Here is a 22,501-nt window from a genome sequence, read left to right as displayed (position 1 = left end):
GGACCCCCAGCACCCCGGCGCGTCGTTCGCCCCGCCGGACGGCCCGCGCCCGGACGGCCCGCGCCCGGACGCGCCGTCCGAGACGCCTCCGGGACCGTCCGGCGATCCGAGGTCCGGCCCGTCGTTCGAGCCCCCGGAGGAGCCGTCGGCGAGCGGTTCCTGACGGGGTGGCGGGAGCTGGACGATCTCGGGAGAATCGCCGGATGTGGTCGGAGCCTGACGAGTACGCCGAGCTGGTCCTGGACGCGGTGGAGCGGATCCCGCCGGGCCGCGTCCTGTCGTACGGCGACCTCGCCGAGCTGGTCGGCCGGGGCGGGCCGAGGCAGGTCGGGCGCGTGATGTCGCTGTACGGGGGCGCCGTCCCGTGGTGGCGGGTGACCCGCTCGGACGGGCGGCCGCCGAGCGGCCACGAGCTGCGCGCCCACGAGCACTACCGCGCCGAGGGCACCCCGCTGCGCCCCGACGGCCGCCGCGTGGACATGTCCCGCGCCCGCTGGACGGGCCCCTCCTGACATCGCCGGTCCCCGGCGTGGAGCGGGACCGGTCCACAGAGTCTCTTGGGCGACATGCGTGCGATGTGGTCAGACCAGCCCCGGTGATCTGCTCCAATGAAATGTTGTGCCGCCTGGTTCCTACCGTCTCGTGCGCCGCGCGGGTCCCGCGCGGGCCGTCCCGCCTGTGCTCGACGAGCAGCAGCGGCAGGTCGTCGAGCATGCGGGCGGGCCGATGCTGGTGCTGGCGGGCCCGGGGACGGGGAAGACGACGACGATCGTCGAGGCGGTCGTCGACCGGATCGAGAACCGGGGCGCCGACCCCGAGCGGGTGCTGGTCCTGACGTTCAGCCGCAAGGCGGCGGCCGAGCTGCGGCAGCGGATCACCGGGCGCCTGCACCGCACGACGCGGACACCGCTGGCGCTGACGTTCCACAGCTACGCCTACGCCCTGCTCAGGCGGGACGCGGTGCTGAACGAGGAGCCCGCGCCCCGGCTGCTGTCCGGGCCGGAGCAGCTTCTGGAGGTCAGGCGGCTGCTGGAGGGCGAGCTGGCCGACGGCGGGCGCGACTGGCCCGAGCGGCTGAGGGCGGCGCTGGCGACGCGCGGGTTCGCCGAGGAGCTGCGCGACTTCGCGTCGCGGGCGGTCGAGCGCCGGTACGGCGTCGACGACCTCGTCGCGCTCGGACGGATGCGGGGCCGCGACGACTGGCCCGCCATCGGCGCCTTCATGGAGCGCTACGTCGACCGGTTCGCGCTGGACCCCGTCCCCACCTACGACTACGGCGAGCTCATCCACATCGCCGCCGGGATGCTCGCCGACGAGGAGGTGCGGATCCGGGAGCGCGACGCCTACGACGTGGTGTTCGTGGACGAGTACCAGGACACCGACCCCGCCCAGGAGGCGCTACTGCGCCATCTGGCGGGGGAGGGCCGCGACCTCGTCGCGGTCGGCGACCCCGACCAGTCGATCTACGGGTTCCGGGGCGCCGACGTGCGCGGCATCCAGGAGTTCCCCGACCGGTTCCGCACGCTGGACGGCCGCCCGGCGCCGGTGGTGGCGCTGCGGACGTGCCGCCGGATGGGCCCGGAGATCCTCAAGGCGTCCCGGCGGATCGCGCGCCGCCTCCCGGCGGGGTCGGCGGGCGCGGCCGAGCACCGCGCGCTGCGTCCGGTGGACGAGCTGGACGAGGGCGAGGTCCGGGCCGTGATCGCCGACTCCGAGAGCCAGGAGTCCGCGCTGGTCGCCGACGAGCTGCGCCGCGCGCACCTGCTCGACGGGGTCCCCTGGTCGCGGATGGCCGTGCTCGTGCGCAGCGCCGTCCGGCAGGTCCCGGCGCTGCGCCGGGCCCTCGCGCAGGCCGGGGTGCCGGTGGTGGTCGCGGGCGACGAGGTCCCCCTGGTCGGCGAGCCCGCCGTCCGGCCGTTCCTGGTGCTGATGCGGGCCGCGCTGAAGAAGGGGTTCCTGGACGAGGTCGTCGCCGAGGACCTGCTGACCGGCCCGCTCGGCGGCGCCGACGCGCTCGCGATGCGGCGGCTCAAGCGGGCGCTGCGGGACCTGGAGGAGCTGTCGGGCGGGCAGCGGCCGCTCGGCGAGCTGCTGGTCGCGGCGGTGAACGACCCGCGCGAGCTGGCCCTCGTCCACGAGAGGGTCCGGGCCCCCGCCGAGCGTGTCGCGCACCTGATCGAGGTGGCGCGCGCGAGCGTCCGCGACGGCGGGACGGCGGAGGACGTCCTGTGGGCGGTGTGGAACGAGAGCGGCCAGGCCGACGTGCTGCTGGAGCAGAGCGTCAAGGGCGGGACGCGCGGCGCGTCCGCCGACCGCGACCTCGACGCGGTGGTGGCGCTGTTCGACCACGCGGCGCGGTTCGTCGACCGGCTTCCGCAGGCCGGTCCCGAGCTGTTCGTCGACAACATCGCCGCGCAGGAGATCGCCGGCGACACGCTCGCCGAGCAGGCGCCGGGCGGCGAGGCGGTCCGGATCCTCACCGCGCACCGGTCCAAGGGCCTGGAGTGGGACGTGGTCGTCGTCGCCGGGGTCCAGGAGGGCGTCTGGCCCGACCTGCGGCTGCGCGGCTCGCTGCTGGGCGTGGAGGAGCTGGTCGAGCACGCCGCCGGCGCCGAGCCAGACGGGGACGTCGCGGCGGGCGCGTCGATGGCGGCCAAGATGCTGGACGAGGAGCGGCGGCTGTTCTACGTCGCCGTCACGCGCGCCCGCAGGCGGCTCGTCGTGACCGCGGTCGGGGGCGACGACACCGAGGAGCGGCCGTCCCGGTTCCTGAACGAGCTCCTCCCCGGCGCCATCGAGCAGTCGCAGCTGGACGAGAAGACCCGGTGGCTGTCGCTGTCGGCGCTGGTGGCCGACCTGCGCTCGGCCGTCGCCGACCCGGCCCGTCCCGAACCGCTGCGGCGGGCCGCCGCCGGGCACCTGGCGCGGCTCGCGCGCGCGGGCGTGCGCGGCGCCCGGCCCGAGAACTGGTACGCCATCACCGCGCTGTCGGACGCGGGGCCCGCGTTCACCGAGGACGAGCGGATCACGATCTCGCCGTCCCAGGTCGAGGCGTTCACCACCTGCGGGCTCCGGTGGCTGCTCGCCTCGGCGGTGGGCGCGCAGGAGGGCGGGCCGAACGAGTTCAGCACCATGGGCAAGGTCATCCACGCCGTCGCCGAGATGGCGGGCGCCGACGACGGGATCAGTGAGGTCCACGTCGCCGAGCGGCTCGACGAGATCTGGAACGACCTGGACTTCCGCAGCGCCTGGTACTCGGAGAAGCAGCGCGAGCAGGCGACCCGGATGGTCGACAGGTTCCTCTCCTGGCACCGCGACAACCCCAACGAGGTCGTCGCGCTGGAGGAGTCGTTCAAGGTCGACCTCGGCCGCGTCGTCATCAAGGGCCGCATCGACCGCGCCGAGCGCGACGAGCAGGGCCGCGCGGTCATCATCGACATCAAGACCTCCACCACCGCCGTCCCCAAGGACGACCTGGCCCGCCACCCGCAGCTCGGCGTCTACCAGTACGCGGTGATGCTCGGCGCGTTCGAGCGGCACGGCCTGATCGAGCCCGGCGGCGCCAAGCTCGTCCAGGTCGGCAAGGCCGCCTTCACCGCCAGGGCCCGCGAGCAGGAGCAGCCGCCGCCCGCCGAAGACGACGACCCCGACTGGCCCAAGAAGCTCATCGAGATCGTCGCGACCGGCATGGCCGGCGAGGTCTTCCAGGCCCGCGCCAACGACAAGTGTCGGACGTGTCCCGTACGCTCCTGCTGCCCGGTCCACGACGAAGGCGGGCAGGTCGGTGACTAAGGCGTTCTCTAGGGCGGGGGGAACCGGGTGATCAGGCCGGGGGAGCTGGCCCGGCTGCTGGAGATCCCCGAGCCGACCGAGGAGCAGGCCCGGGTGATCGAGGCGCCGATGGCGCCCATGGCGGTGATCGCGGGCGCAGGGTCCGGCAAGAGCGAGACGATGGCCGCGCGGGTGGTGTGGCTGGTCGCGAACGGGTTCGTGCGGCCCGAGCGGGTCCTCGGCCTCACCTTCACCCGCAAGGCGGCCGCAGAACTGGGCGTGCGGGTGCGCAAGCGGCTCGACAAGCTGCGCGAGGTCCTGCCGGGCGACGAGCTGGAGCGGCTCGGCGGCGAGGCCCTGTTCGACGGCGAGCCGATGGTGTCCACCTACCACTCCTACGCGGCCCGGCTGTTCGGCGACCACGCGCTGCGCGAGGCGCTGGAGCCGACGATGCGGCTGATCTCGCCCGCCGTGGCCTGGCAGATCTGCTCCCGGGTCGTCGACACCTACAACGGGCCCATGGACCGCGTCGAATGGGCGCCCGACACCGTCACCAAGGCCGTCATGGAGCTGGCCGGCGACCTGTCCGAGCACCTGCGCACCGCCGACGACGTCCGCAAGGTCGGGGCCTGGCTGGACGAGCGGTTCGCGGCCGTGAAGAAGCCGCTCAAGGCGCAGCGCGACATCCTGGCCCGGCAGGCCGTCCGCGAGCAGCTCATGCCGCTGATCGAGGCGTACCAGCGGGCCAAGGCCGACCGGGAGGTCATCGACCACGGCGACCAGATGGCGCTGTCGGCGCGCATCGCCTACAAGCATCCCGAGGTCGGGATGATCGAGCGGTCGCGGTTCTCCGTCGTCCTGCTCGACGAGTACCAGGACACGAGCCAGGCGCAGCTCGTCCTGCTGAAGTCGCTGTTCACGGGCGGGCACCCGGTGACGGCGGTCGGCGACCCGTGCCAGTCCATCTACGGGTGGCGCGGGGCGAGCGCGGGCAACCTGCTGCGGTTCGCCTACGACTTCCCGGCCCAGGCCGCCGTCGCGGGGCGGCGGCCCGTCCCGTCGCCGGTCGTCCAGCTGAGCCGCTCGTTCCGCAACGGGGAGCAGATCCTGGAGGCCGCCGCCCGGATCCAGGACGAGCTGCGCGCCGAGACGAAGTCCGTGCCCCGGCTGATCCCGGGCGCGGGCCGCGAGGGGCGCGGGCGCGTCGAGTGCGCCCTGTTCACGACCGTGGAGGAGGAGGCCGACCGCATCGCCGCCCGGATCGCCGGGCTCATGGCCGCCGACCCCGGGACGGCGCCGGACGGCGCTCCCCAGGCCGAGCCGCTCCAGTACTCCGACGTCGCCGTCCTGGCCCGGAAGCGGTCACAGTTCCCGCTGGTCAGGCGGGCGCTGGAGAGCCGGGGCATCCCGGTGGAGGTGGTGGGGCTCGGCGGCCTGCTCACCGTCCCCGAAGTGCAGGACATCGTCGCCACGCTGCGGGTCATGCACGACCCGACGGCGGGCGCGTCCCTCGCCCGGCTGCTCACCGGCCCCCGCTGGAGGCTCGGCCCCCGCGACCTGGTGGCGCTCGGGCGCCGGGCCCGCGCCCTGGCCCAGGAGTCCGCCCGCGACGTCACCCCGCCGCGCGCCAGGGAACCGGCCGAGGAGGAGCAGCCGCCGCCCGGGCCCGCACCGGAGGGAGCGGGCGACGGGCCGCCCGGTGAGGACGGCGGGGGCGACGATCCGCTGCGGCAGCTCGTCACCGAGCTCAACCAGGAGACAGGCAGCCTCGTTGACGCGCTGGACGACCTCGGCGACCCCGGCGCGTACTCGCCAGAGGGGTTCGGGCGGCTGCGGCGGCTCCGCGACGAGCTGCGCGTGCTGCGCGGCCAGGTCGGGCTGCCGCTGCCCGACCTCGTCAACGAGGCCGAGCGGGCCCTCGGGCTCGACATCGAGGTCGCCGCCCGCTCCGGGCTCGACCCCGTCACCGCCCGCGCCGACCTCGACGCCTTCATCGACGCGGCCGCCACCTTCGCCGGCGACGCCGAGGACCCGACGCTCGGCGCGTTCCTGGCCTACCTCAAGGCCGCCGAGTCCGAGGAGTTCGGGCTGGAGGCCGGACGGGTCGGCGAGACCAACAGCGTCAAGCTCCTCACCGTCCACGCGTCCAAGGGCCTGGAATGGCCGGTGGTCGTCGTCCCCGGCCTGGCGTACGTCCCGCAGAAGAACGGGGGGCCCGCCAAGGGCTCGGTCTTCCCGTCGCCGCCGCAGAACGCCACCCGCTGGACCGCGAACCCCCGCGTCCTGCCGTTCCCGCTGCGCGGCGACCGCGCCGACCTGCCCGCGCTCCGGGGCCTGGACAAGGACGACCTCGCCGCGTTCGACCAGGCGTGCTCCGAACGCGACCTGCGGGAGGAACGGCGGCTCGCCTACGTCGCCGTCACCCGCGCGTCCAGCCTGCTCGTCACGACCGGCTACTGGTGGGGGGCGTCGGGGCGGCCGCTCGGCCCGTCGCCGTTCCTGGAGGAGGTCCGGGCGGTCTGCATGGCCGGGGCCGGGTCGGTCGCCGTCTGGGCCGATCCGCCGGAGGAGGGCGCCACCAACCCGCTCCTCGACGACCCCGACGAGGCGCAGTGGCCGGTCGCGCCCGGCGCGCGCGGCCACACCGACGTCTCCGCGCGCGAACGCTACGAGGCCGTCGTCGAGGCCGCGCGCATGGTCGAGGACGCCATGGTCGGCCGCACCCTGCACTGGGCCGGGGACGCCGGGCTCTCCGGCGCCGACCGGGGCCGCATGTCGGCCTGGGCGCGGGACGTCGAGCTGCTGCTGGCCGAACGCGACCGGGGCCGGGGCGGCGACGGCCTGCTGGTCGAGCTCCCCGCGAACCTGTCGGTGTCGTCGCTGGTGGCGCTGGCGCGCGACCCGGCGGCGCTGGCCCGCCAGATCCGCCGCCCGATGCCGCGCCCGCCCGCCCCGTACGCGCGGCGCGGCACCGCGTTCCACGCCTGGCTGGAGGGCCGCTGGGGCCAGCAGCGGCTTCTGGATCCGGACGAGTTGCCCGGCGCGGCCGACGAGGGCGCCGCCGAGGACGCCCAGCTGGAGCGGCTGCGCTCCCAGTTCGAGCTGTCGGAGTGGGCGGCGCGCGAGCCCCTCGACATCGAGGTCCCGTTCGAGACGGTCATCGGCGACCGGCTCGTCCGCGGCCGGATGGACGCCGTGTTCCGCCGCGACGGCCGCTACGAGGTCGTCGATTGGAAGACCGGCTCGCCGCCGTCCGGCGAGGAGGCCCGGTTCGTGTCGGTGCAGCTCGCCGCGTACCGGCTGGCCTGGGCCGCGCTCGCGGGCGTCCCGGTCGGCCAGGTCAGCGCGGCGTTCCACTACGTCGGCGCCAACGTCACCGTCCGTCCCGCCGACCTCCTCGACGCGGACGGCCTCGCCGCGCTCCTCGACGCCGTCCCGGCCGCCTGAGCCCGACCGCCGCCGCGCCCCGCGCATGCCCGCCGCGCCCCCGTGCACGCCCGGCGGGCACGCCGGGCGATGTGTCACGTTCACCTCTGTTCACCATGCGTTCTTTCGGGGATGATCCGGGCAACACTTCGAGGGAGGCGGCGTGACGGTGACCCATGACGAGAAGGTCGTACGGGAGTTCTCCGAGCAGGCGGAGGGGTTCGCCGATCCCCGGCTGAACGTCGCGTTCACCCGCCACCTGGAGCGGCTCGTCCGGTTCATGGAACCGGAGCTCGACCAAGAGGACGTCGTCCTGGAGGTCGCCGCCGGCACCGCCCTCGTCTCCCGCGTGATCGCCCGCCGCGTCCGGCACGTGACGGCCCTCGACCTCACCCCGGCGATGCTCGCCGAGGGCAAGCGCGCGGTCGACCGCGACGGCGTCACCAACGTCACCTTCACCCACGGCGACGCCACCGCCCTGCCCTACCTCGACCGGTCGTTCACGCTCGTCGTCACGCGCTTCTCGCTGCACCAGGTCGCCGATCCCGCCGCCGTCGTGAAGGAGATGGCCCGCGTCAGCCGTCCCGGCGCCGCGCTGATCATCGCCGACCTCGTCCGCCCGGAGGGGGTGAAGGGCGACCCCGACCGCATCGAGCGCCTCCGCGACCCCTCGCACGGCACGATGCTCACCGCCGCCGAGGTCGCCGGCCTCGTCACCGCCGCTGGGGCGGAGGTGAAGCGGGCCGAGGCGTTCGACTTCGTCCGGCCGCTCCAGCCATGGCTGGAGCTCTCCCGGACCCCCGCCGACACCGCGTCCCGGATCCGCGAGGAGCTGGAGGACGAGCTGGCGGGCGGCCCCGCGACGGGGATGCGTCCGAGCAAGGCCGACGGCGAGCTGCACTTCACGCACAGCCACCTCTTCCAGCACGCGATCGCGGGCTGAGCGCCCCGCGAACCCGTTCCAGGTTTTTCGAGCAAACGTTCGACGGCGGTCGCTCGTATGTTCTAGGTTGTCGGCCATGGGTCCAAGCACCGTGCGCTCCCTCGATCGCGAGCCGGCCGCGCTGGCGATGCGCATCGGCGTCGTGGCGGCCGAGGCCGCCCTCGCCACCTTCGCCCGCAACCTCGACCTGGACGACCTGGCCGGCGGCGCCGACTTCCAGGGCGCCATCGCGCCCGCCGAATGGCCGGTGTTCTCCCTGGTCATCGACACGCTCGCGGAGGCGTCGGCCGATGACGGCCGCAGCCTGGACGAGCGCCGCGCCGACGCGCTCAACGACCTGGCCCGCATCTGCATGGCCGCCAAGGACCGCGCCGGCGCGGCCTGAGCCGGGCCTGAGCCGCGTGATCCGGGCGGTGCCCGAGCCCCCCGCGGCCCGGGCCCGGGCGCTGCCCCCGGGGCCGCCCGAGCCGTCGGCGTGCCGGCGGGTCAGCCGTCCAGAGACCCGGCCTTGATCTTGCCGGTGCTGGTGCGGGGCAGGGCGCGGACGAACCGGACGTCCCTCGGGACCTTGTAGCGGGCCAGGTGCTTCCTCACGTGCGCCTTGAGGTCGTCCTCGCTCACCTCGGCGCCCGGCGCGCGCACCACGTACGCCGCCAGCCGCTTGCCGAACTTCTCGTCGTCCACCCCGACCACCGACACCTCCGCGACGCCGGGATGCCCGCCGAGCAGGTTCTCCACCTCGCCGGGGAACACGTTCTCCCCACCGGAGACGATCATGTCGTCGGCGCGCCCGTCGATGAACAGCCGCCCCGCCCCGTCGAAGTGGCCGAGGTCGCCCGTGCTCGTCAGGCCGTCCAGGACCCGCCTGCCGCCGCCTCCGGTGTAGCCGGCGAACCGCAGCCCGCCGCCGGTGTAGATCTCGCCGGTCGTCCCGCGCGGGACCTCCCGGCCGTGCTCGTCCAGGATCCTGATCGTGAGCCGGAACGACGGCTTCCCGACCGTTCCCGGCGCCGCCCGCAGGTCGCCGGGCGTGGCGATCGTGGCCCAGCCGGTCTCCGTCGCGCCGTACACGTTGACCAGCACGTCGCCGAACGCGTCCATGAACGCATCCGACAGGTGCGGGTGCAGCGCGGCCCCGCCGCTGACGACCACGCGGAGGGACGGCGTGCGCGGACGGTCCGGGACGTCCAGCAGCCGCTGGAGCATCACCGGCACCGCGACCAGCGCCTCCGCCTCGCACGCCACGATCGCCTGGAGGGTCTCGGACGCGTCGAAGCGGCGCGACAGCACCAGCGGCATCCCCATGGCGAGCCCCACCGTCGTGTACGCGAACCCCAGGATGTGGAAGAGCGGCGGCGCGATCACGATCGGCGCCCCGGAGCGCACCGGGACGCGCATCATGTGGCTGAGCGCTACGGGGAGCAGCGAGGACAGCGAGAGGTCGTGCCGCGCGCCCTTCGGCGTGCCCGTGGTGCCCGACGTCATCACGATCACGTTGCTGGTGCGGCCGGGGCTGAGCGGCTCGGGCTCGGTCACCGTCGCCAGCTCCTCGACGGTCTCGTGCCCGCTCTCCTGCCCGGCCTGGCCGGTGTCGGTCCAGGCGAGGACGCGCCGGCCGGTGAACGAGGACTCGTCGACGACGTCCCCGAACTCCGCGTCGTGGACGAGGAGGCCGACGCCCTCGCGTTCGGCGACCTGGCCCAGCTGGATCGCGGAGGAGTCGGTGTTGAGGAGCACCACGTCGTTGCCGAGCCGGGAGGCCGCGAGGAGCGTCTCGACGAAGCCGCGGTGGTTGCGGCACAGGACGCCGATCCGCCCGTCGCCCACGCGGTCGCGGAGCGCGGTGGCCAGCGCGGCCGCCCGCCGTTCCAGCTCCGCGTAGGTGAGCACGCCCTGCTCGTCGATCAGCGCCGGGCGGCCGGGAAAGCGCAGGGCCGCCATCGCGCCGATCGTGGCCGGCACCGGGCCGAACCGCGCGTAGGGGAACAGCAGCCGGGCCGCCCGGTCGGGACGCACCGGGCTGAGCATCCCGGCATCGCGCACGGCGCGGGTCGCCCGTGCTCCGAAGCTCGCGAACGAACGCACCCGGTCGAGCAGCGCCACTGAACCTCTCCTCTTGTGAATCCGGGCCCCTCGCGAGGCCGCGGTTGCCGTCCCACGGACGATCGAGAGGCATACCCGGGTTTCACTTGGATATTGGGAGGGTCACCTGAATGTCCACAGTTTGGTCGTCCCGGTGCGCGCGGCGCGCGTTGGTGGAGCCGGGTACGGTCCTGCCATGTCTGGACACATCACCGCCGACGACCTCGATCAGGCCGTTCGGCTCGCCGTTGCCACGCTGAGGAAGGCTTCACCGGACGCCTGGGACAGCAGGGCCGGTTCCCTTGTATGGACCTGCTGGGAGACGGTCGAGCACCTGAGTGACGACCTCTTCGCCTACGCCGCTCAACTCGGCTCCAAGCACCAGCCGGAGGACGGCGTGCTGCCCTTCGTGTGGGTGCCCCGGCGACCCGGTGGGCCCCACAACGTCATCCACGCGGATCGGGACGCCGGACCCGACGGGCTGATGCGAGTGTTGGAGGCGTGCAGCGCGCTGCTGGTCGCGATGGTGCGGACGACGCCGTCCGACAGCCTGGCCTATCACGGGTACGGCGCCTCCGACCCAGAGGGTTTCGCGGCGATGGGAATCGTGGAGACCCTGGTTCACATGCATGACATGGCCGAGGGCCTCGGACTCGCCTGGGAGCCGCCCGGCGACCTGTGCTCGCGGGTGCTCGCCCGGCTGTTTCCGGACGCTCCGCAGACCACGGTGCCCTGGCCCACGCTCCTGTGGGCCACCGGACGCGGCGTCCTCCCCGGACGTCCTCGGCTGACCGAATGGCGCTGGAACGGAGCCCCCCGAGAATGAACGGCATCTAGCGCAGGTAGTGGAACGCGGGCGCCGGGTGCATGAGGAAGTCGCGGTGCGAGATGTTCCACGCGTAGGCGCCCGCCATGCCGAACGCCACCACGTCGCCGGGAGCGAGGGACGGGACGGGGACTTCGCGGGCCAGCACGTCCTTGGGCGTGCAGAGCTGGCCCACCAGGGTCGCGGTCGTGGTGGGCGGCCCGTGCGGTGTGACGACGTCGAAGGGCTGGTCGTGGCCCTTCGCGGCGGGGGTCCTCAGGTGGTGGGTGCCGCCGCGGACGATGACGTACGTCGCGCCCCGGGTGGTCTTCACGTCGAGGACGTCGGTGACGTACCAGCCGTGGTAGGCGGTGATGGCGCGGCCCGGCTCGATGCGGAGCACGGGCGGGGGGAGCGCCTGGCGGGAGGACGAGGGGAGCTCGGCGCCGTAGGTCGTCCAGTCGAAGCGGGCGTGCGGGTCGGTGTAGTCCACGGCCATCCCGCCGCCGAGGTTGACCTCGGGGGCGCGGACGCCTTGGGCGCGCAGCCAGGGGAGCGCCCAGGAGGTGATCTGACGGGCCAGGTCGAGCATCGCGGGGGCGTCCAGGCCGGAGGCCAGATGCGCGTGGACGCCCCGGAGCGTGATGTGGGGCGTGTCCGCGATACGGCGGGCGCACTCGTTGAGGGCCTCCTCGTCCATGCCGAAGGGGCCGCTCATGGTGAGGACGGCGTTGGGCGCGGTGAACGGGAGGTTGGCGCGGAGGAGGACGTCGGCGGGGCCCAGGTCCGCCAGGCGGGACAGCTCGCGGGGGCTCTCCACGTGGATGCGTTCGGCGTTCAGGGCGAGGGCCTGGGCGAGTTCCTCGTCGGTCTTGCCCGGGCCGCCGAAGGCTAGGCGCGCGTGTGGGAGCGTCCTGCGGACGTGGGCCAGCTCGCCGCCGGACGACACCTCCACGCCGTCCACGTGGGGTGCGAGGGCGCGGAGGATCTCCGCGTCGGGGTTCGCCTTGGCGGCGTAGAACAGCTCCGTGGGGCCCAGCGCGGCGCGGACGGCGCGGGCGTGGTCGGCGAGGCCGCGCAGGTCGTAGACGTAGGCCGGGTAGCGGCCGAGGCCGCGGGCGAATTCGGGGTTCATAGCGGCATCGGCGCGGCGAGCGGGTTGGGGGCGGGGACGTAGGCGGCGCCCCGGTCGGCCGTCCGGGACCAGCGGGTGCGCAGGTTGGCCTTCGCGGGCAGCGGCACCCCGGCGAGCAGCGCGCGGACCTGCGGGTGCCCGTCGCGGGCGGAGAAGTGCCCGCGGGCGGCGTCCCAGAGCGCGGCGTCCAGGGACGGATGCAGGTCGGCGACGGCCGCCGCTATCTCGGTGAGGTGGTTGACGAGGAGGCAGTAGACGACGCGGTTCCAGCCGCGGTCGGAGGCGTAGGTGAGGCCCTCGGCGACGCGGGCGGGGAGGCCGGACAGGTCCCAGCGGCCCTCGGTGAGCTTGGTCCCCTCAAGGTCGCGGAACGCGGCGTGGACGGGCATGCCCTCGGCGTCCACGCAGATGAGGACGTTCTGCAGGTGCGGTTCGAGGACGATGCCGTGGTCCAGGTACGCGCGCAGGACGGGCGGCGCCACGTGCGCGACATAGGCGTCCCACCAGGCGAGGGCGCCGTCCGGGGTCGAGAGGGCGGGCAGGTCCGCGAGGAAGGTGCTGTAGGGGTCGGCCAAGGCACCGGCAAGGAGCGGCGTGCCGGGCAGGCCCTTGACGCCCTGCCGCACGATCACGCCCAGACCCTCGTACAGGCGGCGGTCGGCGAGCGCGGCGCTCCGGTAGGCGGGCTCGGCGAGGAGCGTGGCGCCGAGCCCGGTGAAGATGCGCGGGAGGAGGTCGTTGAGGACGACCGCTCCGGACAGCTCGTACCAGGCGTTCTTCCGGACGCAGTTGGTGATGCGCACATCCAGGCTGAACTTGCAGAACAGGTCGGCGTCCGGCAGGTAGGCCGTGCGGACGGACGATGTGGGCAGCGCTTCGGCGCCGGACTGTCCCAAGTCGACGATGAGGTTCTCCGCCAGGGCGCGGCGTAGGAGCGGACGGTTGGCGAGGAGGGCGAACTGCCAGGGATGGACGGGCAGGAGCCTGTGCCCTGCCGGCGCGTCCGGCGCGTGGGCCTCCAGCGCCGTGAACGCGTCCGGCGCGCCCTCCTCGGCGACAAGGTCGTCCCGGACGGCCAGCCAATGCGGCCGGAACCGGGAACGGGTCTCGGGCGCGTACCGGAGCCATTCGCTGGGCGCCCCTTGGCGCGCCTTCGGGGACGGGTGGAAACGGTGCCCCGCCACAAGGGCCTGCTCGGACGCGACGTACCGTCCGTCCTCGGGGAGGGAGTCCCCGCGTGCGGCGATGATGGCGGACAGCGCGGTGTGGCTGTCGCCCACCTGCGCGAGGAACTCGGGGTTCGGGTGACCCGTCGCCAGTTCGAGCTCTCCGGCGACGAGATCGGCCAGGCGGTCCCAGGGCACCGGGATCCAGTCGTCGTCGCGCTGCTCCTCGTACGGCGCCGTCAGGCGGTACGTGGGGCCCGAGGGCGGGCGGGCGAGGCCCGTGCGCAGGACGACGCCCGCCCGGGGCAGCCGCACGACCAGCCGCGAGGCGCCCGGCCACACCTGCTGCTCGGGGGCGCAGACCTCCCGGATCAGGCAGTTGAGCAGCGCGGTCGAGGTGGCCTCGGCGGCGGTGAGGCCCGGTTCTGTCAGCAGCAAGTCGCGTCCCGTAGGTAGTTCGGCCCCGGCGGGCCGTAGTGCTTGTTGATGTCGGCGGCGCCGGTCCTGGTCTTGTCGACGAGGGTCCCGGCGGTGACCATGGCCTTGCCCGGCAGCGCGTCCGCGTCCAGCGTCCGGGAGCGCAGGAACGCCTCGTCCGGCCCGAGGGCGGCGTCGAGCCGTTCGCGGATCATCGCCACGCCGGTGCGCCAGGGGAGGAGCCCCCGCTCGGCGAGGCCGGCGGCGGGGGCGGCGGCGCACAGGTGCAGGGTGATGGTGGTGAACACGCGGGCGAGCGCCTCGGGGTCGCGCGTCGTCATCCGCCGGTCGATGAGGTCGCGCGGGTCGGCGCCGGGGCACGGCGCGAGCCGGTCGCGCAGCCGGTCGGGGTCGATCAGCGCTCCGTCGTTGTCCTTGAGCAGGATGCGGAGCGGCCCGTCGTCGAGGACGAGCGCCACGTTCTGCTGGTGCGCCTCCAAGGCGATGCCGTAGCGGAACAGGGTGACGTTCCAGGACAGGAGCGCCGACAAGTAGGCGCCGAAGAGGTCCTGGACGTCCCACCGCTCGATCACATGCCCACCGTCGGGAGCCTCGGCCAGCAGCGCGGCGACCGGGACGATGTGCGCGCGCGCCGTCTCCGCCGGGAATCGCCGTACGAGGAAGCCCATCAGAGGCGAATGCGTGTGGCCGTATGTCTGCTCGTCGGCGAGGAGGACCGGGCTGCCTTCTTGTTCAAGGACGCGGCGCAGGATCCGTTCGACCAGCGCCCCGTCCGGCAGCGTGCCCGGCACGATCGTGCGGCGGTTGCGCAGGCCGAGCGTGCTCGTGGGCAGAGGCATCTTCAGGTGGTCGAGCGGTGCCGCCGCCACCGTCCGCATCGAGAGCGTGGGGGTGACCTGCAAGTAGGGGTCCGGGCCGATGGTTACGCCGGGCTCCTTGCGCACCTTGGAGACCGCGAGCGGATGGACGGGAAACATCACGTCCCCCTGGCACAGCCCGACATCGGCGGCGCCGGGCCACCAGCAGGGGAGCGTCCCCGCGAGCGTGACGTCCGGCCCGGGGACCGAGGCCCAGCGCAGGGGGAACGCGGTGCCGAACTCCGGTGCGTACCGGCTCACGTCCGTCATGCTGAGGCCCGCTCGCCCACGGCTCGTCGGGTGGACGGGATGGTCGTTGAACGCGGCGAGGGTCTCGTAGAACGTGCCCGGACCGCGCCGGAGCTCGTCCGGGATCCGTGCGAGGCGGCGGTGCACCGCCGGACGCGCGTCCTCGTGCAGACGGATCGCGGCCAGGGCGTCCAGGCACTCGCGTTCGAACGCCGCCACGTCGTCCCGTCGATCCGCCAGCGCGCGGACGGCGGCGAACACGTCCTGTAGGCGAAGGCCCTGATCGGGGTCCACGACGAGTTCGGCAAGGAAGGGCGGACGCGCGTCCAAGAGCCGCACCGGACGGCCGGGAAGGTTCAGGGTCCGCGCGTCGATGAAGCGGCGGAGCCCGGCATAGTCCTCGCGCAGAAGGGCGTCCAGGACGCGGGCGGCCAGCGGGCCCTCCACACCGGTCACGCGATGGTCCAGTCATGGGCCGCGCGGAAGCGGGCCAGCGCGGCGTCGACCTCGCCGGGCGCCGGGCCGATCGCCCTGACCGTGCCGAGGTAGTCGCGGTTGGTGCGGGTGAGCGCGACCTTGTCGCCGACGCCGCGCTGCGGCCGGTACGCCAGGCGCACGGGACCGTCGTCCACCTCCATCGGGCCGGGCGCGGACGTCAGCGTGCCGGGACGGTCGGCGATGACCGGCTCCGCCACGGCGTGCCGGGCCGGGCGCGGGCCGTCCGCCGGCAGCCGCTCGCCCAGGTGCACGCCCAGGATCCGCTCGAACAGAGGCACGCCGAGCAGGTCCTGGAGCAGGAAGTCGCAGTGGTCGCCGATCAGCCGGTAGTTCACCTCGATGATCCGGGCCCGGCCGTCGTGGACCACGAACTCGGTGTGGCACGCCCCGAAGCCGACGCCCAGCGCGTCGAGCTGCGCCAGGACCTGCCCGGTCTCCGGGGGAGGCGGCGCCCATTCCAGGCGCTCCTCGACGAAGAAGGGCGGCGGGGACAGCCGCGTGAGGTACGACCCGAGGACGCGCAGCTCCCGGCCGTCCCCGAGGGTTTCGAGCGTGTGCAGCCGCCCCGGCAGGTACTCCTCGGCCACCAGCGGGCCGTCCCGGCGCGCCGCGACCTCCTCCCGGCGGGCGGCCAGCTCCCGCGCGTCCCGCACCAGGAACACGTCCTCGCTGGCCACGCCCTCCCGCGGCTTGAGGACGAGCGGGTACGGGGCGTCGCCGGGCACCTGGCGCGCGTCGGCGGAGAACACCGGGTCGAGCGCGGCGAGGTGGCGGCGCATCAGGGCCTTGTTCTTCGCCCGCGCCGCCGCCCGCCAGTCCTTGCCGGGGAGCCCGAAGTACGCGGCGGCCAGCGCGGCCGGCGCTTGCAGGAAGTCGCTGTTGGAGAAGATCCCCTCCGGTGCCGTCCCGACCGCGGCGATGATCTCCCGGAAGTCGGAGACGTCGCACTCCACGACCGGCCCGTCGTGCGTTCCCTCGTGGGCGGCCGGACGGTCGGTGAGGATCACCACGTCCAGGCCCAGGCGCGCGGCGGCGGGCAGGAACCCGTGCGTCACCGAGTCGGTCGCCTTCCCGGCGACCAGGTGGAGACAGGCGGCCACGACCGGCCCTTCCAGTGAGTGAGGTAAGCCTTGCCTAACTCGAAGTGGTCACCATAGTGGCCGGGCCGCGCGCCTCAGGCAAGAACGATGACATCGCGTGTCCCCCGCCGTCCGCCGATCCGCCAGGATGGGCCGCATGGACCTTCTCGACCGGTGGACCGCCCTCGCCGGACCGCACACCCGACACATCGGGACGGAGTTGGACACCCGCTACGGCGAGCCCCACCGCCGCTACCACACGCGCGAGCACCTCGTCGCCGTCCTGGACCTCGTGGACGAGCTGGCCGGCGACGCCGCGCACCCCGACACCGTCCGCCTCGCGGCCTGGTTCCACGACGCCGTCTACGACCCCGAGCGCGCCGACAACGAGGAGCGCAGCGCCCGCCTCGCCGCCCGCATGCTCGCCGACACTGACCTCCCGCCCGAGACGGTCGAGGACGTCGCCCGGCTCGTCCGGCTGACCACCACGCACGCGCCCGGCGACGACGACCGCGACGGCCAGGTCCTGTGCGACGCCGACCTCGCCTTCCTCGGCGCCGAGCCGGAACGATACGCCGCCTACGCCGCCGCCGTGCGGGAGGAGTACGCGTTCGTCCCCGAAGAGCTCTTCCGCGCCGGGCGCGCCGAGGTGCTCACCGGGCTCCTCGCGCTCCCCACCCTGTTCCACACGCGCGCCGCCCGCGAACGGTTCGAGGCACGTGCCCGCCACAACCTCCGCACCGAGCTCGCCCTCCTGGGCGCCTGACCCGGTCAGCGCGGCCGCACCGCCTTCCGGCGCCGCAGGCCCGCCTTCGTCAGACGCGACAGCAATTCCTGACAGCCGACCCCTTCCGCCCCACAGGCGACCGCCACCTCATAGAGTTCCGACGGGACGTCATAGTGGTCCCGTTCGAACGCGCGAGGCGGCAACCCCAGCCTCGCCGCGAACGCGTGGAGTTCCTCATAGGAGACATCGCTCACCATGTGCGACCACACCCGGCCGCGCGCGGGCCACAGCGGTGGATCGATGAGGATCAAGAGCCCTCCAGAGGACGAGGGGACACAATCCCCTACAGTGCCTGACAGTACGACATGCAAAGGGGCATGCAGGTGGACGTAGCGACGTATATACAGGCAGGCCGGGACCGGTTCATCGCCGACCTGAAGGAGTGGCTGGCGATCCCCTCCATCTCCGGGGACCCCGCCCGCGCCGGGGACGTGCGGCGCTCGGCCGACTGGCTCGCCGCCTCCCTGCGCGACCAGGGCTTCCCGACCGTGGAGATCTGGGAGACGCCCGGCCTTCCCGCCGTCTTCGCCGAATGGCCCGCCGCCGACCCCGCCGCGCCGACGGTCGTCGTGTACGGCCACCACGACGTGCAGCCCGTCGAGCCCCTCGACGAATGGGACACCGAGCCCTTCGCGCCCGTCGAGAAGGACGGCCGGCTCATCGGGCGCGGCACGTCCGACGACAAGGGCCAGGTCTTCTTCCACACCCTGGGCATCCGCGCCCTGCTCGCCGCGTCCGGCGCGACCGCCCCGCCCGTCACCATCAGGCTGCTGATCGAGGGTGAGGAGGAGTCGGGCTCGGTCCACTTCGCCGAGCTGCTGCGCACCCACCGCGACCGCCTCGCCTGCGACGCCGTGGTCATCAGCGACACCACGATGTGGGCGGCGGACGTCCCGTCGATGTGCACCGGCATGCGCGGCCTCACCGAGGTCGAGGTCACGCTCCGCGGCCCCGCCTCCGACCTGCACTCCGGCTCGTTCGGCGGCGCCGTCCCGAACCCGCTGCACGCCATGGCCGCGCTGCTCGCCGCGCTCCACGACGCCGACGGGCGGGTGACCCTCCCCGGCTTCTACGACGACGTCGTCCCGCTGACCGACGAGGAGCGCGAGCTGTTCGCCCGCCTGCCGTTCGACGAGGCCGCCTGGCTGCGCACCGCGGGCGACAGCCGCGCCGCCTACGGCGAGCGGGGCTACACGACCCTGGAGCGCGTCTGGGCCCGCCCGACCGCCGAGATCAACGGCATGTGGGGCGGGCACACCGGCCCCGGCGGCAAGACGATCGTCCCCCGCGAGGCCCACGCCAAGATCTCCTTCCGGCTCGTCGCCGGCCAGGACCCCGGCAAGGTCCAGCTGGCGTTCCGGACGTGGGTCGACGACCACACCCCGCCCGGCATCGTCGCCGACATCCACGTCCCGGGCGGCGGCGTCCGCCCCTGCTTCTCGCCGATCGACTCCGCCGGCGTCCGCGCCGCGCGCCGCGCCATGGAGCGCGCGTTCGGCGGTGAGGTCCTGTTCACCCGCGAGGGCGGCAGCGGCCCCGAGGCCGACCTGGCCGACATCCTGGAGGCCCCGCTGATCTTCGTGGCGGTCGGGCTGGACGGGGACCGGATCCACGCGCCCAACGAGAAGGTCGAGATCCCCCTGCTGCTCAAGGGCGCCGAGACGTCGGCGTACCTGTGGGAAGAACTCGCCGCCGCGCTGCGCTGAAACCGCCGTACCCCCCCGGTCCGGGGCCGCCGAGGCCCCGGACCGGACAGCAGTCCGCACAAGGAGCGTCGAATGACGGTGCCCGACGGGCCCCTGGAGTGGCTGGCGCTGGCGCGCGGCACCCTGGACCGGGCCGCCCTGAACCGCCGCGACGACGCCTGGCTGGAGAACGCCTGGGCCGACCCGCGGACCCGCGTCCTGGTGATCGAGGACGGGCGCGCGCTGGTCACCTTCGAGCCCGGCCCCGCGCTCGTGTTCGTCCCGCCCGGCCGGGCGCCGGACGGCGACCGCTGGCTCCTCGGCGTGGACGGCGACGGGACCGCCTACTTTGGCGTCCCCGCACCGCTCCCCGCCATCGAGGGCACCGAACCGGCCGGGCTGCGCCAGGTCGGCGCGCTGCTCGCCGACCGGGACTCGGGCCTGCTCACCCACCTGGTCGCGCTGGAGCACTGGCACGCCACCCACCGGTTCTGCCCGCGCTGCGGCGGCGGGACCGAGACGGCGTCCGCCGGGCACACGCGCGTCTGCCCGGCGGACGGCTCGCAGCACTTCCCCCGCGTCGACCCCGCCGTGATCATGCTGCTGACGGACGCGGACGACCGGATCCTGCTGGCCCGCGGCCCGCAGTGGCCCGCCGACCGCCGCTCGATCCTCGCCGGATTCGTCGAGCCGGGCGAGTCGCTCGAACAGGCCGTCGCGCGCGAGGTGAACGAGGAGGTCGGCCTCCCCGTCCGCGACATCCGCTACCACGGCAGCCAGCCTTGGCCGCTGCCGCAGAGCCTCATGCTCGGCTTCACCGCCAAGACCGACGGGACCGTCCCGCTGCGCCCCGACCCTGAGGAGATCCTGGACGCCGCCTGGTACACCCGCGACGAACTCCGCACGGCCATCGACGCCGGCGACATCGTGGCCCCGGGCCCGCTCTCCATCGCCGCCCAGCTCATCATGCGCTGGTACGGCGGCGAGCTGCCCAACATGCCGGCGTTCTAGCGGGACTCAGCCGATGCTCTGATTCAGCTCCCGCTCGCCAGCTCCGCCAAGCGGCGCTTGACCTCTTTGGCGCTGGGGTTCGTCAGGACGACCTCGTCGCCGATGGTGACGGTCGGGACGGTCTGGTTGCCGCCGTTGACGCTCATCACGAAGTCCGCGGCCGCCGGGTCGCGCTCGATGTCGACCTCCACGAGCTCGATGCCGTCCCGGGCGAGCTGGCTCTTCAGCCGGCGGCAGAAGCCGCACCAGGTCGTCGTGTACATGGTGAGCTGCCTGGTCGGGTCCTTGGCGCGTGCGGTGGTCGGCGTCGCCATCGGTGCGTCGTCTCCCTCGTTCGTTCGTACGAGCTGTTCGGTTACGCCTATCGCAGAACAGCGGATGCGTGTTTCTCATTCCACCCGGAATCCACGGCATGCGCGCCGGGGCGAAGGTGCCGCCGCCGGCTGCAAGGATGGGGGGATGTCAGCTGAGTCGGTGCTGGAGGGGCTCGACCCCGATCAGCGGGAGGTCGCCGAGGCGGTCCAGGGCCCGGTGTGCGTGCTGGCAGGCGCCGGGACGGGCAAGACGCGGGCCATCACCCACCGCATCGCGTACGCGACCCTCACCGGGGTGGTGTCGCCGCAGCGGGTGCTCGCCGTGACGTTCACCACACGGGCCGCCGGGGAGCTGCGGAGCCGGCTGCGGCAGCTCGGGGCGCCGGGCGTGCAGGCGCGGACGTTCCACGCGGCGGCGCTGCGCCAGCTCACCTACTTCTGGCCGCGCGTCATCGGCGGCGACCCACCCAAGATCATCGACTCGAAGATCGGCCTGGTGGCCGACGCGGCGCGCGCGTGCCGGCTGTCCTCGTTCGGGCGCACGGAGCTGCGCGACATCGCCGGCGAGATCGAGTGGGCCAAGGTCACGCAGAACCGTCCCGAGGACTACCCCGCCGCGGTCGCCAAGGCCGCGCGCAAGGCGCCCGCCGACGTCGTCGACGTCGCCCGGGTCTACGCGATGTACGAGCAGCTCAGACGCGAGCGCAACCTGCTCGACTTCGAGGGGATGCTGGAGCTGACCGCGGCCGTCCTCACCGAGCACCGCGAGGCCGCCCACCAGGTCCGCGAGCAGTACCGGTACTTCGTCGTCGACGAGTTCCAGGACGTCAACCCGCTGCAGAAGATGCTGCTCGACACCTGGCTCGGCGACCGCGACGACGTGTGCGTCGTCGGCGACCCGAACCAGACGATCTACTCCTTCACCGGCGCGAGCCCGTCCCACCTGCTCGGCTTCACGCGCGAGCACCCCGGCGCGAAGGTGGTGAAGCTCGTCCGCGACTACCGGTCGACGCCGCAGGTCGTCCGGCTGGCGAACGGCGTGATCGGGCAGGCGACCGGCGACGGGGTGGCCCGGCACAAGCTGGAGCTGGTCGCGCAGCGCTCCGACGGGCCGGTCCCGGTGTTCAACGAGTACGACGACGAGGTCGCCGAGGCCGACGACGTCGCCCGCCGGGCCCGCAAGCTCATCGACGAGGGCGTCCCGGCGCGCGAGATCGCGGTCCTCTTCCGCATCAACGCGCAGTCCGCGACGTACGAGGCGGCGCTGGCCGAGGCAGGCGTCCCGTACGTGCTGCGCGGCGCGGAGCGGTTCTTCGAGCGGCCGGAGGTGCGCGAGGCGGTCGTCAGGCTGCGCGGCGCCGCGCGCGCGGGCGGCGACGCCGAGAACGACGGCACCGGATTGATAATGACCGTCCGGCACGTCCTGTCCGGGGCGGGCTTCTCCGACCAGCCGCCCGAGGGCGCGGGGGCGGCGCGCGCGCGCTGGGAATCGCTCGCCGCGCTGGCCCAGCTCGCCGAGGACATGGCGGCCGACAACCCCCGCGCGGGCCTGCCCGACTTCGTCGCCGAGCTGGAGGAGCGCGCCGCCGCCCAGCACGCGCCCCCGCTGGAGGGCGTCACGCTCGCGTCGCTGCACGCGGCCAAGGGCCTGGAGTGGGACGCGGTGTTCCTCATCGGGCTGGCCGAGGGCACGCTGCCGATCATCTACGCGGAGACGCCCGCGCAGATCGAGGAGGAGCGCCGGCTGCTCTACGTGGGCGTCACCCGCGCGCGCGTCCACCTCTCGCTGTCGTGGGCATTGTCGCGCTCGCCGGGCGGGGCCAGACGGCGCCGGGCGTCCCGTTTCCTGGACGGTCTGACCGCCAAGACCACCACGCACACCCCCGCCCGCGTCGACCGGACGAAGCGGCGCGCCGGCAAGGGTCCGCAGCCGTGCCGCGTGTGCGGCCGCCCGCTGATCGCAGCCGTCGAGCGCAAGCTGGGCCGCTGCGAGGACTGCCCGTCCGAGCTGAACGAGGAGCTCCTCATCGCGCTCAAGGAGTGGCGCGCGGAGGTGTCGGCCGAGCAGAAGGTCCCGGCCTACGTGGTGTTCACCGACGCGACACTCCAGGCGATCGCCGAACACGCCCCCGAATCGCTGGAGGAACTGGCCCGGATCCCCGGCGTCGGCAAGGTCAAGCTCGACCGGTACGGCGAGGCCGTCCTCGCCCTCTGCTGACCGCTGCGCAAGGGTGAGAGCCCGCTCACACCGGGCG

Annotated in this window: 17 protein-coding genes; 10 read left to right on the top strand and 7 right to left on the bottom strand. The window is 74.0% G+C overall.

The genetic code is table 11. The features are described from left to right. The first annotated feature begins 203 nt into the window (after positions 1-203). The 5 genes from E1298_RS14245 to E1298_RS14225 all read left to right on the top strand — a co-directional run bounded on the left by E1298_RS14245 (position 204) and on the right by E1298_RS14225 (position 8,525). Entirely contained in the window at positions 204-512 is a 309-nt protein-coding gene (locus E1298_RS14245) for an MGMT family protein (protein WP_131893227.1), read from the top strand. Between the two features lie 106 nt (positions 513-618). Continuing rightward, on the top strand, positions 619-3,792 hold the full coding sequence (locus tag E1298_RS14240; protein WP_165975456.1) for an ATP-dependent helicase: 3,174 nt from the start codon (positions 619-621) through the stop codon (positions 3,790-3,792). Positions 3,793-3,819: 27 nt separating this feature from the next. Continuing rightward, complete coding sequence (locus E1298_RS14235) at positions 3,820-7,218, top strand: ATP-dependent helicase (RefSeq protein WP_131893225.1); 3,399 nt, start codon at positions 3,820-3,822, stop codon at positions 7,216-7,218. Positions 7,219-7,360: 142 nt separating this feature from the next. Further along, positions 7,361-8,140, top strand: a complete 780-nt coding sequence (locus tag E1298_RS14230; protein WP_131893223.1) for a class I SAM-dependent methyltransferase — start codon at positions 7,361-7,363, stop codon at positions 8,138-8,140. A gap of 76 nt (positions 8,141-8,216) precedes the next feature. After that, positions 8,217-8,525, top strand: a complete 309-nt coding sequence (locus E1298_RS14225) for a hypothetical protein (RefSeq protein ID WP_131893221.1) — start codon at positions 8,217-8,219, stop codon at positions 8,523-8,525. Between the two features lie 101 nt (positions 8,526-8,626). Here the strand turns inward: E1298_RS14225 and E1298_RS14220 are convergent, their stop codons facing one another. Beyond that, on the bottom strand, positions 8,627-10,243 hold the full coding sequence (locus tag E1298_RS14220) for an AMP-binding protein (RefSeq protein ID WP_243725579.1): 1,617 nt from the start codon (positions 10,241-10,243) through the stop codon (positions 8,627-8,629). Between the two features lie 175 nt (positions 10,244-10,418). Between E1298_RS14220 and E1298_RS14215 the strand changes: the two genes are divergently transcribed. Continuing rightward, positions 10,419-11,048, top strand: a complete 630-nt coding sequence (locus E1298_RS14215; protein ID WP_131893219.1) for a DinB family protein — start codon at positions 10,419-10,421, stop codon at positions 11,046-11,048. Positions 11,049-11,055: 7 nt separating this feature from the next. Here the strand turns inward: E1298_RS14215 and E1298_RS14210 are convergent, their stop codons facing one another. From E1298_RS14210 to E1298_RS14195, 4 genes are read right to left on the bottom strand one after another with little or no spacing between them, the layout of a single operon-like run. Beyond that, complete coding sequence (locus tag E1298_RS14210; protein ID WP_131893217.1) at positions 11,056-12,162, bottom strand: type III PLP-dependent enzyme; 1,107 nt, start codon at positions 12,160-12,162, stop codon at positions 11,056-11,058. Then, positions 12,159-13,766: an IucA/IucC family protein gene (locus E1298_RS14205; protein WP_131893215.1), complete on the bottom strand. Its 1,608-nt coding sequence runs from the start codon at positions 13,764-13,766 to the stop codon at positions 12,159-12,161. Before E1298_RS14205 ends, E1298_RS14210 begins: the two co-directional genes overlap by 4 nt. Continuing rightward, positions 13,757-15,328, bottom strand: coding sequence for an IucA/IucC family protein (locus E1298_RS14200; protein ID WP_243725578.1), 1,572 nt, complete (start codon positions 15,326-15,328; stop codon positions 13,757-13,759). Before E1298_RS14200 ends, E1298_RS14205 begins: the two co-directional genes overlap by 10 nt. Next, on the bottom strand, positions 15,325-16,470 hold the full coding sequence (locus tag E1298_RS14195) for an ATP-grasp domain-containing protein (protein WP_131893213.1): 1,146 nt from the start codon (positions 16,468-16,470) through the stop codon (positions 15,325-15,327). Before E1298_RS14195 ends, E1298_RS14200 begins: the two co-directional genes overlap by 4 nt. A 136-nt stretch (positions 16,471-16,606) precedes the next feature. On the opposite strand from E1298_RS14195, the gene E1298_RS14190 reads away from it, so the two are divergent. Beyond that, entirely contained in the window at positions 16,607-17,215 is a 609-nt protein-coding gene (locus E1298_RS14190; protein ID WP_131893211.1) for an HD domain-containing protein, read from the top strand. Positions 17,216-17,220: 5 nt separating this feature from the next. On the opposite strand, the gene E1298_RS14185 is transcribed toward E1298_RS14190, so the two are convergent. Further along, positions 17,221-17,487, bottom strand: coding sequence for a DUF4031 domain-containing protein (locus E1298_RS14185; protein ID WP_131893209.1), 267 nt, complete (start codon positions 17,485-17,487; stop codon positions 17,221-17,223). A 72-nt stretch (positions 17,488-17,559) separates the two neighbouring features. Between E1298_RS14185 and E1298_RS14180 the strand changes: the two genes are divergently transcribed. Beyond that, positions 17,560-18,942: a dipeptidase gene (locus E1298_RS14180; protein ID WP_131893207.1), complete on the top strand. Its 1,383-nt coding sequence runs from the start codon at positions 17,560-17,562 to the stop codon at positions 18,940-18,942. 72 nt (positions 18,943-19,014) lie between these two features. Further along, on the top strand, positions 19,015-19,932 hold the full coding sequence (gene nudC / locus E1298_RS14175) for an NAD(+) diphosphatase (protein WP_131893205.1): 918 nt from the start codon (positions 19,015-19,017) through the stop codon (positions 19,930-19,932). 23 nt (positions 19,933-19,955) lie between these two features. On the opposite strand, the gene E1298_RS14170 is transcribed toward nudC, so the two are convergent. Then, positions 19,956-20,246 carry a mycoredoxin gene (locus tag E1298_RS14170; RefSeq protein ID WP_131893203.1) on the bottom strand — a complete coding sequence of 97 codons (291 nt, stop codon included), beginning with the start codon at positions 20,244-20,246 and terminating at the stop codon, positions 19,956-19,958. Positions 20,247-20,391: 145 nt separating this feature from the next. Between E1298_RS14170 and E1298_RS14165 the strand changes: the two genes are divergently transcribed. Then, positions 20,392-22,464 carry an ATP-dependent DNA helicase UvrD2 gene (locus E1298_RS14165; protein ID WP_131893201.1) on the top strand — a complete coding sequence of 691 codons (2,073 nt, stop codon included), beginning with the start codon at positions 20,392-20,394 and terminating at the stop codon, positions 22,462-22,464. Positions 22,465-22,501: the final 37 nt, after the last annotated feature.

This window comes from Actinomadura rubrisoli, from assembly GCF_004349215.1.
GTDB lineage: Bacteria > Actinomycetota > Actinomycetes > Streptosporangiales > Streptosporangiaceae > Spirillospora > Spirillospora rubrisoli.
The sequence above is the reverse complement of the archived record's forward strand: the minus strand, read 5'-3'. Positions and strand labels throughout refer to the sequence as shown.

Bases quoted from the DNA above. Each gene is read 5' to 3' on its own strand.
- E1298_RS14215 (WP_131893219.1), top strand. From the start codon at position 10,419: ATGTCTGGACACATCACCGCCGACGACCTCGATCAGGCCGTTCGGCTC.
- nudC (WP_131893205.1), top strand. From the start codon at position 19,015: ATGACGGTGCCCGACGGGCCCCTGGAGTGGCTGGCGCTGGCGCGCGGC.
- E1298_RS14170 (WP_131893203.1), bottom strand. From the start codon at position 20,246: ATGGCGACGCCGACCACCGCACGCGCCAAGGACCCGACCAGGCAGCTC.
- E1298_RS14245 (WP_131893227.1), top strand. From the start codon at position 204: ATGTGGTCGGAGCCTGACGAGTACGCCGAGCTGGTCCTGGACGCGGTG.
- E1298_RS14210 (WP_131893217.1), bottom strand. From the start codon at position 12,162: ATGAACCCCGAATTCGCCCGCGGCCTCGGCCGCTACCCGGCCTACGTC.
- E1298_RS14165 (WP_131893201.1), top strand. From the start codon at position 20,392: ATGTCAGCTGAGTCGGTGCTGGAGGGGCTCGACCCCGATCAGCGGGAG.
- E1298_RS14225 (WP_131893221.1), top strand. From the start codon at position 8,217: ATGGGTCCAAGCACCGTGCGCTCCCTCGATCGCGAGCCGGCCGCGCTG.
- E1298_RS14190 (WP_131893211.1), top strand. From the start codon at position 16,607: ATGGACCTTCTCGACCGGTGGACCGCCCTCGCCGGACCGCACACCCGA.